At 61.7% G+C, this 12880-nt stretch carries 10 protein-coding genes; 6 read left to right on the forward strand and 4 right to left on the reverse strand.

Translation table 11 applies throughout. The features are described 5' to 3' along the window. Genes AACY19_RS19715 through AACY19_RS19740 form a run of 6 tightly spaced genes read left to right on the forward strand, consistent with a single transcriptional unit; the run spans window position 1 to window position 7124 of the window. Window positions 1-1443 (forward strand): mannose-1-phosphate guanylyltransferase/mannose-6-phosphate isomerase, encoded by a 1443-nt coding sequence (locus tag AACY19_RS19715; protein WP_339453117.1) that lies wholly within the window; start codon window positions 1-3, stop codon window positions 1441-1443. Then, window positions 1444-2241 carry an ABC transporter permease gene (locus AACY19_RS19720; RefSeq protein WP_339453119.1) on the forward strand — a complete coding sequence of 266 codons (798 nt, stop codon included), beginning with the start codon at window positions 1444-1446 and terminating at the stop codon, window positions 2239-2241. Then, entirely contained in the window at window positions 2241-3506 is a 1266-nt protein-coding gene (locus AACY19_RS19725) for an ABC transporter ATP-binding protein (protein WP_339453121.1), read from the forward strand. Before AACY19_RS19720 ends, AACY19_RS19725 begins: the two co-directional genes overlap by 1 nt. Next, complete coding sequence (locus AACY19_RS19730; RefSeq protein ID WP_339453123.1) at window positions 3503-4879, forward strand: glycosyltransferase family 4 protein; 1377 nt, start codon at window positions 3503-3505, stop codon at window positions 4877-4879. The genes AACY19_RS19725 and AACY19_RS19730 overlap by 4 nt, the downstream gene beginning before the upstream one ends. Beyond that, window positions 4863-5993: a glycosyltransferase family 4 protein gene (locus tag AACY19_RS19735; RefSeq protein ID WP_339453125.1), complete on the forward strand. Its 1131-nt coding sequence runs from the start codon at window positions 4863-4865 to the stop codon at window positions 5991-5993. The genes AACY19_RS19730 and AACY19_RS19735 overlap by 17 nt, the downstream gene beginning before the upstream one ends. Beyond that, window positions 5994-7124: a glycosyltransferase family 4 protein gene (locus tag AACY19_RS19740; protein ID WP_339453127.1), complete on the forward strand. Its 1131-nt coding sequence runs from the start codon at window positions 5994-5996 to the stop codon at window positions 7122-7124. A 45-nt stretch (window positions 7125-7169) separates the two neighbouring features. On the opposite strand, the gene AACY19_RS19745 is transcribed toward AACY19_RS19740, so the two are convergent. From AACY19_RS19745 to glmS, 4 genes are all read right to left on the reverse strand, one after another. Continuing rightward, complete coding sequence (locus tag AACY19_RS19745) at window positions 7170-9200, reverse strand: pyridoxamine 5'-phosphate oxidase family protein (RefSeq protein ID WP_339453129.1); 2031 nt, start codon at window positions 9198-9200, stop codon at window positions 7170-7172. Between the two features lie 63 nt (window positions 9201-9263). Continuing rightward, complete coding sequence (locus AACY19_RS19750; RefSeq protein WP_339453131.1) at window positions 9264-9890, reverse strand: glutathione S-transferase family protein; 627 nt, start codon at window positions 9888-9890, stop codon at window positions 9264-9266. 113 nt (window positions 9891-10003) lie between these two features. Next, complete coding sequence (locus AACY19_RS19755) at window positions 10004-10921, reverse strand: LysR family transcriptional regulator (protein WP_339453132.1); 918 nt, start codon at window positions 10919-10921, stop codon at window positions 10004-10006. 125 nt (window positions 10922-11046) lie between these two features. Next, a complete protein-coding gene (glmS, locus tag AACY19_RS19760; protein ID WP_339453134.1) occupies window positions 11047-12879 on the reverse strand; it encodes a glutamine--fructose-6-phosphate transaminase (isomerizing) in 1833 nt (610 codons plus the stop codon). Window position 12880: the final 1 nt, after the last annotated feature.

Genomic DNA, 12880 nt, shown 5'->3' on the forward strand with positions numbered 1-12880 from the left:
ATGCTGATCCCCGTGATTCTGTCCGGCGGTGCCGGCACCCGTTTATGGCCGGTGTCCCGCGAGGGCCATCCCAAGCCGTTCATGACCCTGCCCGACGGCCAGTCGCTGCTGGGCAAGACCTACCAGCGTGCCGCCGCACTACTGGACGGCTGGGGCGACATTGTCACGGTGACCAACCGCGAGTACTACTTCCAGAGCAAGGATCACTATTGCGCCGCCCATGTGTCGCGTCATCGCGGTCACTTCCTGCTGGAGCCGACCGGGCGCAACACCGCCCCGGCCATCGCTGCCGCCGCCCTCTCGCTGCAGGCATTGCATGGTGATGACGCGATCATGGTGGTGATGCCCGCCGACCATCTGATCGTCAATCAGGACGCGCTGAAAACGGCTGTCGAGCACGCGGTCAATCTGGCCAGAGACGGTTACCTGGTGACCTTCGGTGTCATGCCGACCGCACCGGAAACCGGCTTCGGCTACATCGAAACCGGCGCGCCGCTGGATGCCAAAGGCGCGGCGAAAGTGCAGCGCTTTGTCGAGAAACCCGACCTGCAAACCGCCACGCATTATCTGGAAAGCGGCAACTTCCTGTGGAACTCGGGGATGTTCTGCTTCACCACGGCCGCCCTGATCGCCGAGTTGCAAGTGCATGCCCCCGAGTTGCTGGCACAGACCCGCGCGTGCATGGACGCCAGCGCCCCGGTGGAAACCGTCGGCTGCCTGCAACAGGAACTGTCATCGACGCTGTTCGCCGAGATCACCGACATTTCCATCGACTACGCGTTGATGGAGCGTTCGGAAAAAGTCGTGGTGGTGCCGGCCGGTTTCGACTGGAGCGATATCGGCTCCTGGGGCGCCGTCGCGGCGCTGGTGCCGGCCGATGCCGACAACAACCGCGCCAGCGGCGAAGCGATTTTCATCGACAGCCACAACAACTTCGTCCAGAGCGACGGCCGGCTGGTGGCAACGGTGGGTGTGGATAACCTGATCGTGGTCGACACCGCCGACGCCGTGCTGGTGGCCCATGCCGACCGCGCGCAGGATGTGCGGCGCGTAGCCAAGCAACTCAAGGACAAATCCCACGAAGCCTACCGGCTGCACCGGACGGTCAGCCGCCCGTGGGGCACCTACACCGTGCTCGAGGAAGGCCCGCGCTTCAAGATCAAGCGCATCGTGGTCAAGCCGGGTGGCAAGCTGTCACTGCAGATGCACCATCATCGCAACGAACACTGGGTCGTGGTCGAAGGCATGGCCAAGGTCACCAACAACGGCACCGGCACTCATCTGGTGGCCAAGAACGAATCGACGTTCATTGCCGCCGGCCACAAGCACCGCCTGGAAAACCCCGGGGTGATTGATCTGGTGATCATCGAAGTGCAAAGCGGGGAATACCTGGGAGAGGACGATATTGTCCGCTTCGAAGACCACTACGGCAGGACGGTTTGAATGCTGCTTTCCCTGTACCGCTCGCTGCGCAGCTACCGGGGTTTCATCCTCGGTAGCGTCAAGCGAGAGTTTCAAGCGCGGTATCGCAATTCGTTGTTCGGTGCGCTGTGGACAGTGCTCAATCCGCTGTCGATGATCGTTGTGTACACGGTGATCTTTTCCCAGATCATGCGCGCCCGCCTGCCCGGTGTGGACGATGGCCTGGCCTATAGCGTCTACCTGTGTGCAGGCCTGCTGACCTGGGGCCTGTTCGCGGAAATCACTGCGCGCAGCCAGAGCATGTTTCTGGAAAACGCCAACCTGCTGAAGAAGATCAGCTTCCCGCGCATTTGCCTGCCGGTGATTGCGCTGCTCAATGCCGGCATCAACTTCGCGATCATTCTCGGGCTGTTTTTCGGCTTCCTGCTGATCAGCGGACGCTTGCCCGGCATGGCGTTGCTGGCACTGATCCCGCTGCTGCTCCTGCAAGTGCTGTTCGCCGCCGGGCTGGGCATGCTGCTGGGCATTCTCAATGTGTTCTTTCGCGACGTCGGGCAGATGTTCGGCATCTGCCTGCAATTCTGGTTCTGGCTGACGCCCATCGTTTATCCGCTGTCGATCCTGCCGCCAGGCATCCAGCACCTGATCAGTCTCAATCCGATGACGGCCCTGATGACCAGTTACCAGAATGTCTTTCTCTATAACCAGTGGCCGGACTGGAACTCATTGCTGCCCCTGCTGATCCTCGGCCTGCTGTTCTGCGCCCTGGCGCTGCGGCTGTTTCGTCAGCGTGTCGGTGAAATGGTGGATGAGCTCTGATGGGACATATACGCGTCAGTGGCCTGGCCAAGGCCTATAAGCAATACCCCAATCGATGGAGTCGTCTGGTGGAATGGCTGGTGCCTTTTTCTCGTCCCCGGCACCACCTGCACTGGGTGCTGCAAGACATCGATTTCGAGATCCAGCCCGGTGAAGCCGTGGGCATCGTTGGCGTCAACGGCGCGGGCAAAAGCACGCTGTTGAAGATGATCACCGGCACCACCCAGGCAACCCGCGGGCAGATTCAACTGCAAGGTCGCGTAGCCGCGTTGCTGGAACTGGGCATGGGCTTTCACCCCGACTTCACCGGACGCCAGAATGCCTTCATGGCCGGCCAGTTACTGGGCATGCAGGTCGAAGAAATCCAGGCGCTGATGCCGCTGATCGAAAGCTTTGCGGAAATCGGCGAAGCCATCGATCAACCGGTTCGTACCTATTCCAGCGGGATGCAGATGCGCCTGGCCTTCAGCGTTGCTACGGCGCGCCGCCCGGACATCCTGATCGTCGACGAAGCACTCTCGGTGGGCGATGCCTATTTTCAGCACAAGAGCTTCGAGCGCATCCGCAGTTTCCGCAAGGCCGGCACCACGCTGCTGATCGTGTCCCACGACCGCTCGGCCATTCAGTCGATCTGCGACACCGCCATTCTGCTGGAGGACGGTCGCCTGGCGATGCGCGGCAAACCCGAAGAGGTGATGGACTATTACAACGCCATGCTCGCCCAGCGCGAAGGCCAGATCGTCCGTCAGGAAATGCTCGCCAACGGTCAGATGCAGACCATTTCCGGCACCGGCGAGGCTGGCATTGTCAGTGTGCGATTACTCGACACCCAGGGCCGCAGCCTTGAAGTGGCCGAAGTCGGCCAGCCTGTCGTGCTCGAAGTACAGGCGCAGGTCCGTACCGATATCGAACGTCTGGTGCTCGGCTTTCTGATCAAGGATCGTCTGGGTCAGGCGATCTACGGTATCAACACCCATCGTCTCGATCAGGCGGTCACCGACCTGACGGCGGGTGAGCGGGTGACCTTCCGGTTTGCCTTCGACATGCGCCTGGGCAAGGGCAGCTACTCGGTGGCCTTGAGTCTGTCGCGCCTCGACTCGCACCTGGACCGCAATTACGAGTGGCGGGATCTGGGCCTGGTTTTCCATGTAATCAACAACCGTCAGGAAAACTTTGTCGGCTGCTCGTGGCTTGAGGCGCAAACCTCTATCAGCCGCTCCACGGAAAACCCGGTACCAACGCCTGATACGGAGATCACGCGATGACCCGCCTGCTGGTCGAATGCACCTACGTTTTCGAACATCCGTCTGCAAACTCGGGGATTCAGCGCGTCGTGCGCAACGTCATTCAGCAACTGCCGCAGGCCGATGAAAACACCGAGTGCATCCCGGTGGTGATGATCGACGGCGGTCTGTTTGAAGTGAAAAGCCTGGCCCCGCTGAAATCGGTGAAGCTTGATCTGATCGCCCTGCGCGTGAAGCTGGAACAATGGGCCAACGCCTTCTGGCTGCGCCACCGTGCCCTTGAGCGGCGCCGCCCGTTCAGCCAGTCGCATTTCGCCCGGCGGGTGCTGTACGTCGGTTGCCGACTCACTGCGTTCGCCTGTTTCAGTCTGCCGATGCGCTTGCTCGCACGTCTCCTGAAGGGCAAGTCGATTCCTCAGCGCTGCGTGCCGCTAACCCACCGCGCCGGCGATCAACTGGTGCTGCTCGATTCGTCCTGGCACGCCAACTTCTTCCCCCTGGCCGAACAACTCAAGCGCGACGGCGTCGGCATCGTCTCGGTGATCTACGACTTGATCCCGCTGACCCATCCACAGTTTTGCGATGCCGGGCTGGTCAAGGTGTTCAACGACTGGTTCGACTGGATCGCGCGCACCGCCGATGGCTATGTCGCAATCTCGACCACCATCCGCGATCAGGTGCGCGAGGAAATGACCCGCCGCATCGGCGCGCAAAAGGTGGCGCAGCGCTGGTTCGATCACTTCCATCTCGGCTCCGAGCTGGATCTGGCTGACGCCGACGTCGAGGTCGACCGAGACCTGTTGCGCATGTTCGAAACGCCGGACCCGGTGTTTCTGATGGTCAGCACCATCGAACCGCGCAAAAACCATGCATACCTGCTCGATGCCTTCGAACGCGCCTGGGCCGGCGGATCGAAGGCCCGCTTGTGCATCGTCGGCAAGATTGGCTGGAAGTGCGAGGCGTTGATCGAACGCATTCGCCAACACCCCGAGCTGAACCGGCGCCTGTTCATGTACAACAAGCTCGCGGACAACAGCCTCGAACACGCCTATTCCCATGCCACGGCGCTGGTGTTCCCGTCGTTCGTTGAAGGCTTCGGCCTGCCGCTGGTGGAAGCCATGCAGCGCGGCTTGCCGGCGATGGGCAGCGATATTCCGGTGTTCCGTGAAATCGGCGGCGATTACATGGCCTATTTCGATCTGGCGGACCCACAGAGCCTGACCGATCTGATCACCGGCATGGATCGCTCCAAGGCATTCCCGGCGAAACTGAGCCTGGACCAATGGCGCTGGTTGAGCTGGCGCGAAGCCAGTGCGCAACTGGTTCAACGCATCGAGCACAACCTGAAGACACCCCTGCCCGCCGCCGAGAGTCAGCATGCGCATTGCCCTTAACGCACGGATTCTGCAGGCGCCACGCACCGGTATCGGCCAATACGTCGCCGAACTGGTGACGGCGTTGCGCAGTGAACCCGACGTTGAGGTCAGCCTGTTCCACGGCTGGGGCTGGAGTTCGGCGTTGCCGCAGGCGGCGATGCCCGGGTATTCGCGGCTGACGCCGTTGCTGCGGCAGATTCCCGGGGCGTATCAGGCGCGGCGCTGGCTGGAACAGAAACGCTTCGATCAGGGCCGCGCCCAAGGCATCGACCTGTACCACGAGCCGAGCCTGTGGCCGCTGGCCTTCGACGGCCCGACGGTGATTACCCTGCACGATCTGACGCACCTGCATTTTCCCGAGACCCAGCCGCCGGCACGACTCAGGGAAATCGAGCGACGCTTGGCGCTTGGCGTCGAACAGGCACAGCTGATTCTCACCGACTCGCAGGCAATCGCCGACGAGGCGCAAGCGTATTTCGGCTTGCCCGCCGAGCGGTTTGTCGTGGCGCCTCTGGGTGTCGCTGAGCGCTTTTATCCACGCGATCCGCAAGCCATCGATGCGGTGCTCAAGGCCCATGCGGTCGAGGCGCGGCAATATTTCCTCTGCGTGGGCACACTGGAGCCGCGCAAGAACCTCAGCCTCGCGCTGCGCGCCCACGCCTTGTTGCCGGAAAACCTGCGCCAGCGCTATCCGCTGCTGATCGTCGGCATGGCGGGCTGGGAGCGCGAACAGTTCAGCGAGCCGTTGCGCCAGGCCTTGGCCGGCGGACACGTGTGTCTGCTCGGTTATCTGCCGGACGAACAGGTGGCGCAACTGCTGTCCGGCGCCCGGGCGCTGATTTTCCCTTCGCTTTATGAAGGTTTCGGCCTGCCGGTTCTGGAGGCGATGGCCAGCGGCACGCCGGTGGTCATCACCCGCTCTTCGGCCATGCCGGAGGTCGCGGGTGCGGCGGGCAACTATATTGAAGCTGACGATCCAGAAGGCTTGCGGGATGCGATGAGCCGGCTGGTCGACGATCAAGCGCATTGGCAGAGATGTCAGGAAGCCGGATTGCAGCAGGCACGGCTTTTTTCCTGGACGCGTTGTGCACAGGCGACGGCCGGTGCCTACCGCCAGGCCATGGGAGGTTGAATGCGAGTTCTTCATTTTTTCAAGACGTACCTGCCTGACTCGGTCGGCGGCATCGAACAGGTGATTTTCCAGCTGTGCGAAAGCGGTGCCCAGCACGGCATCGAAGGCCAGGTTCTGACGCTCAGCGCCGACCCGAATCCTCCCGTGGTTCGCCTCGGCCAGCACGAAGTGCACCGCGCCAGACTCGACATCCAGTTCGCCTCCACCGGTTTTTCCTGGAGCGTGTTCAAACAGTTTCGCGAGATGGCCGCCGAGGCCGATGTGGTCAATTACCACTTCCCGTGGCCCTTCATGGATCTGGTGCATTTCGCCAGCGCCCTGAAAAAGCCGAGCGTGGTCACGTATCACTCGGACATCATCCGCCAGAAACACCTGCTCAAGCTCTACCGCCCGTTGATGAACCGCTTCCTCGCCAGCGCCGACCGCATCGTCGCCGCTTCGCCGAACTATTTGCACACCAGCGATGTTTTGCAGCGGTTCCAGAACAAGACCCGGGTGATTCCCTACGGTTTGAACAAGGCCGGTTATCCACAGCCGGACACGCAACGGATGAACCATTGGCGCCAGCAGGTTGGGGATAAGTTTTTCCTCTTTGTCGGCGTGATGCGCTATTACAAAGGCCTGCACATCCTTCTCGATGCGCTGAAAGATGTCGACTACCCGGTGGTCATCGTCGGCGCCGGCCCACTGGAACTGGAGTTGCACGCCCAGGCGCAAGCCTTGGGTCTGCGCAACATTCATTTCCTCGGGCGTCTGAGTGACGAAGACAAGGTCGCGTTGCTGCAACTGAGCTACGCCATCGTCTTCCCTTCGCACCTGCGTTCCGAAGCCTTCGGCATTTCGTTGCTGGAAGGCGCCATGTACGGCAAGCCAATGATCTCCAGTGAGATCGGCACCGGCACCAGCTACATCAATATCCACAACGAGACCGGGCTGGTGGTGCCACCGAGTCATCCACAGGCATTTCGCGAGGCGATGCGCACCCTCTGGGAAAACCCGGAGCGCGCAGCGGCCATGGGGATAAAAGCCGAAGCGCGTTACCGGCAGTTGTTCACCGCCGATGAAATGGGCCGCAAGTGGACGGCCCTTTACGAGGAGTTGCTGGAGGAAAAGTCGCTGTCCTACGCCTGAGGCCCTGAAGTGGCTGAAGTCTGCGAGCAGGATCAGAACACCGGGTTACAGATCCAGCACCAACGGCTGGTTGCTTTGCGCCGGCACCGCACAGCAAATCAGCACATGCCCAGCCTCCGGAACATCGGCGGGGGGTTGTGGATAATTCACCGCACCGCTGACCAGCCGGGTCTTGCAGGTGCCGCACGAGCCACCGCGACAGCTGAATTCCGGTCGCAATCCACGGCTTTCCGCCAGCTCCAGCAAGCTTCCGCCATCCGGCCGCCAGCGTGCCTCTTTCGCCGAGCGCTCGAACACGACGGGTACGGATGTGGTGGCTGCCGGCGGTTGTTCGATGACGATGGCATCCGGATCGGCCAGCCGCTTCAGTGTCGAGGGACCAAAGGTTTCCGCGAAGATCTGCGCATCACGCACGTCCAGTTCGCGCAGGCTGTCATACAGGCCTTGAGTAAAAGCCCCCGGGCCGCAGAGCACAAAATCGAGCTGATCGAAATCGTCGACGTCGAGCAGGTTGCGCAGGACATCACCGTCGATGCGCCCTTGCAGGTCGAAATCCTCACCCTCACGGCAATCCGCTTCCGGCTGGCTGAGCAACCGCACGATCCGCACCGCATCGCCCGACGTTTCCAGCAAGCGATCGAGTTCCTTGCGAAAAGGCTGGTCAGCAAGGCTGCGTGAACTCTGCAACAACCACGTCGGACGAATCCTGCGAGTGCGCAGGCCTTGGTACACCACCTCGCGCAACATCGACAGCAACGGCGTGATGCCCACACCCGCGGCCAGCAACACCAACGGTCTGTGCTCCAGCGGCGCCACGGTGAAATGCCCTTGCGGCGCCCGCGCTTCAAGTACATCGCCCACGCGGATCTGCTCATGCAGATGCGACGAAATCAGACCTTCGCGTTTGACGCTGATGCGGTAGAAACCGTCCGACGGCGCACTTGAAAGGCTGTAGGTGCGGATGTGTACCTCGCCATCAAGGGTGAAACGCAGCGGCAGATGCTGGCCGGCGAGAAACACTGGCAAACCGGCACCGTCATCCGGTTCCAGGTAAATCGAGCGGATGCTCTTGCTCTCCGCCTCGATCTTCGCCACCCGCAACGGTCGCCACCGGTTGCCCAGCGCCTGCGCCTGCAAACGGGCATCCGCCTCGGCCCAGTTGCCGGTCAACAGGCTGGTCGGCGACATGCCGTCGAAGCGCCAGCGCAATGCCAACGCTGCCGGCCTGCGCACCAGTTTTTCCACTTCAAACGTCCACAGGCGTTCCGCGCCCTGAAAGGCTTCGATGTGCGGGCCTTCAAGAATGATCTCGGTGCGGCCGCTCAGTTGCAGCATATCGCCTGTGGAAAAGTCGATGAACAGCAAGCCCGCCTTGGGATTGAGGAGCAAGTTGCCGAGGGTATTGAAGTGCAGGTTGCCGGCGAAGTCGGGGATGGTCAGACGATTGCCTTCCACCCGTACAAACCCGGCCTGACCTCCACGGTGGGAAACATCCACTGAACGCTGGCCATCGACGTCGACATAACTGGCAACGAAGAAGGTATCGGCGCCGGCGATCAGGGCCGTGGCGACCTCATCAAGTGAGTCGAGGTGCTGAGCCGGACGGGTCAGTGGATCGGTCAGCGGGACACGCTCGAACTGGCGTAGCTGAATGTATTGCGGACAGTTGCCGAACGCCTGATCGACACTCAGCTCAAACCCGTCGGCATCGAGCTGGCCGACATGACCGTTGAGACGGTTGCGCCGCCGCGTGTGCAGCTCAATGCCGAGCAGACCGATAGGCTCGCCATTGCGCAACTGCGCCGGGTCTTCGGCGGCGGGCTGAGTGTTGAAATGCAGATGTTCGGGGTCCGGCGAATGGGCGAAGCCCGGCGCGCCCTCCAGCACGCTGGCCCATGGCCGGCCTTGAGCATCGACCGCACCGTAGAGCATGAACGGCAACTGCTGATAGAACGCACGGTGCTGATCCGGCATCCAGGTGCGAATCACCTTGCGCCCGAAGGCCTCCATACGTTCGGCAACGCCGACATGCGCCTGCAATTGCTGCTCGCCAGCGTGCCACGGTGAACGTTCCATCACACGTCTCCCCTGCGCCGCTGGCGCAGTCTGAAAGGCCCGGACACAACCGGGCCAAAGACATCAGGCCGTTTTCTGCAAACCCGCTACGGTGCGCGGCATGCCGACAAAACCGGGCAATGCTTCGACACGAGCGAGCCAGGCACGGACGTTGGCGTAGTCATCCAGCGAGACATTGCCCTCCGGCGCATGGGCGATATAGCTGTAGGCGGAAATGTCGGCGATGGTCGGTTCCTCACCCACCAGATACGGGGCGTTACCCAACTCGACGTCCATTACCTTGAGCAGGTTATGCGCGCGGCCAATGGCTTCTTCGGCGTTCAACTGCGCGCCGAACACCGTGACCAGGCGTGCGGCAGCCGGGCCAAAGGCAATCGGGCCTGCCGCCGCCGACAACCAGCGCTGCACGCGCGCGGCGCCCTCGGGATCGGCGGGCAGCCAGCGACCCTTGCCGTACTTCTGCGCCAGATACACCAGAATCGCGTTCGAATCCGCCAGCACCACGCCATTGTCGTCAATGGCAGGCACCTGACCGAAACTGTTGATCGCCAGATAGGCAGGCTGCTTGTGCTCACCCTTGGCGAGGTCGACCAGAATCTTCTCGGTCGGCAGTTGCAGCAGCGATAGCATCAGCTCGACGCGGTGGGCGTGGCCGGAACGCGGGAAGTTGTAAAACTTGATCGCTTGCATGGTCGACTCCACGGGATGATCGCACTGCGCGGGTTGGCAGCACTGATGGAGGGCCATCATCCGCCGATCTTCAAATCAGCAGAATAACCAGCATTGGCAATCGATTATTTCATCTAGCGCAATAACGCCTGCTGCTTCAACGCTGGATGCTCGCGCAAGGTATCGACGGTGAAATCAACAAAACTGCGCACCCGCGCCGGCGCCTTGCGCCCGCCCTGATAAACCACGTGAATCGGCAGGGGCGGCAATTCGAATTCGGCGAGGACGATCTCCAGTTCGCCGGCGGCAACCTTGTTCGCCACTTGATAAGACAGCACCCGAGTCAGCCCCAACCCAAGGCACGCCGCTGAAATCGCTGCCTGATTGGCCGTGACCACCAGACGCGGTTCGGGACGCACGATCAGCGGCTCGCCATTTTCGAGAAACGGCCAATTGCGCATCTGCCCGGTCGCCGCCGTCGACACCACCGACAATCCAGTCAGCGCCTGGGGATGTTGGGGCCAGCCATGTCGCGCCAGGTATTGCGGCGAACCACAGACCACCCGCCGTACCTCGCCGACCCGGATTGCGTGCTGATTGCTGTCGGCGAGCTCACCGATGCGCACTGCCACATCGATACCCTCCTCGACCATGCTGACGATCCGGTCGACCAGCACGGCATTGATTGAAACATCCGGGTACTGGGTCAGGTAATCAGCCATGATCGGGGTGACGAACAACTCGCCAAACAGCACCGGCGCCGTCACGGTCAATTGCCCACGCGGCTCGGCGTGACTGCCGGCAGCGGAATCCTCGGCTTCCTGCACCTCGGCAAGAATTCTCCGACAATCCTCCAGATACCGTTGCCCCGCCTCCGTGAGATGCACCGTGCGCGTGGTACGCACCAGCAATTGCGTACCAATGCGCAACTCCACCGCTGCAACTGCCCGCGTGACACTCGCCGCCGACAACCCCAGGCGCCGCGCCGCCGCGGAGAAGCCTTGCTCCTGAGCGACCGTGACGAAGATGTGCATTTCCTGAAAGCGGTCCATGGGCTCGACCCTCACTTGAAAATCAAAAGATCGCGGCCTGCGGCAGCGCCTGCCGGTGGAATACGATTCCGGTGCAGGGGCTGCCGCAGGCCGCGATCTTTTCGCGTGTCTCAGCTGTGGATAACTTATTCCACCGTCACCGACTTCGCCAGGTTGCGTGGCTGATCGACGTCCGTGCCCTTGAGCACCGCGACGTAGTAAGACAGCAATTGCAGTGGAATCGTGTAGAGGATCGGCGAAAGGATGTCGTGGATGTGCGGCATCTGCACGACGTGGGTGCCTTCGCCGTTGGTCATCCCGGCTTTCTCGTCGGCGAACACGATGAGTTCACCACCACGGGCGCGGACTTCCTGCAGGTTGGATTTGAGCTTTTCCAGCAGTTCGTTGTTCGGCGCCACGGTGACCACCGGCATATCGTTATCCACAAGCGCCAGCGGGCCGTGCTTGAGTTCACCGGCCGGGTAGGCTTCGGCGTGGATATAGGAAATTTCCTTGAGCTTCAGCGCGCCTTCCATCGCGACCGGGAATTGCGCACCGCGACCGAGGAACAGGGTGTGGTTTTTCTCGGCGAACAGCTCGGCGATCTTTTCCACCGTGCTGTCCATGGCCAGTGCTTCGCCGAGACGGGTTGGCAGGCGACGCAGTTCTTCGACCAGACGGGCTTCTACACCGTTGGCCAATGTGCCGCGCACCTGACCCAGCGACAGGGTCAGCAGCAACAGGCCGACCAGCTGCGTGGTGAACGCTTTGGTCGAGGCGACGCCGATTTCCCGGCCGGCCTGGGTCAGCAGAGTCAGGTCGGACTCACGCACCAACGAGCTGATGCCGACGTTGCAGATGGCCAGGCTGGCGAGGAACCCCAATTCCTTGGCGTTGCGCAAGGCTGCCAAGGTATCGGCAGTTTCGCCCGACTGCGAGATAGTCACGAACAGCGTGTCCGGCTGCACCACCACTTTGCGATAGCGGAACTCGCTGGCGACTTCGACCTGGCACGGGATGCCGGCCAGTTCTTCCAGCCAGTAACGGGCAACCATGCCGGCGTGATAGCTGGTGCCGCACGCGACGATCTGCACGTTGCGCACTTTGGCGAACAGCTCGGCGGCTTGCGGGCCGAAGGCTTGGACCAATACCTGATCGTTGCTCAGGCGACCTTCGAGGGTGCGCTGCACCACAGCCGGTTGTTCGTGGATTTCCTTGAGCATGTAGTGGCGGAATTCGCCTTTGTCGGCGGCTTCGGCACCGTCGCTGTACTGCACGGTCTGGCGCTCGACAGCATGACCGTTGATGTCCCAGATCTGCACGCTATCGCGGCGAATTTCGGCGATATCGCCCTCTTCCAGGTACATGAAACGATCGGTGACCTGACGCAGGGCCAACTGGTCGGACGCGAGGAAGTTCTCGCCCAGGCCCAGACCGATCACCAACGGGCTGCCACTGCGCGCGGCGACCAGACGGTCCGGTTGCTGTGCATTGATCACTGCCAGACCGTAGGCACCGTGCAATTCCTTGACCGTGGCTTTCAATGCAACGCTCAGGTCTGGCTGATCCTTGAGCTTATGACTGAGCAGGTGGGCGATGACTTCGGTGTCGGTGTCGGAGGTGAACACGTAACCCAGGGTTTTCAGTTGCTCACGCAGGGCTTCATGGTTTTCGATGATGCCGTTGTGCACCACCGCGATGTCCCCGGAGAAATGCGGGTGGGCGTTACGTTCGCACGGCGCACCGTGGGTAGCCCAACGGGTGTGGGCAATACCGAGACGACCCACCAGCGGGTGTTCGGCCAATGCCGCTTCAAGTTCGCTGACCTTGCCCGGACGACGCATGCGCTCGAGGGTTTCGTCGTTGGTGTACACCGCAACACCGGCACTGTCATAGCCACGGTATTCGAGGCGCTTGAGACCTTCGAGCAGGATGGCGGTGATATTACGTTCAGCTACTGCGCCGACAATTCCACACATG

Source organism: Pseudomonas sp. EA_5y_Pfl2_R50, assembly GCF_963970475.1.
Lineage (GTDB): Bacteria > Pseudomonadota > Gammaproteobacteria > Pseudomonadales > Pseudomonadaceae > Aquipseudomonas.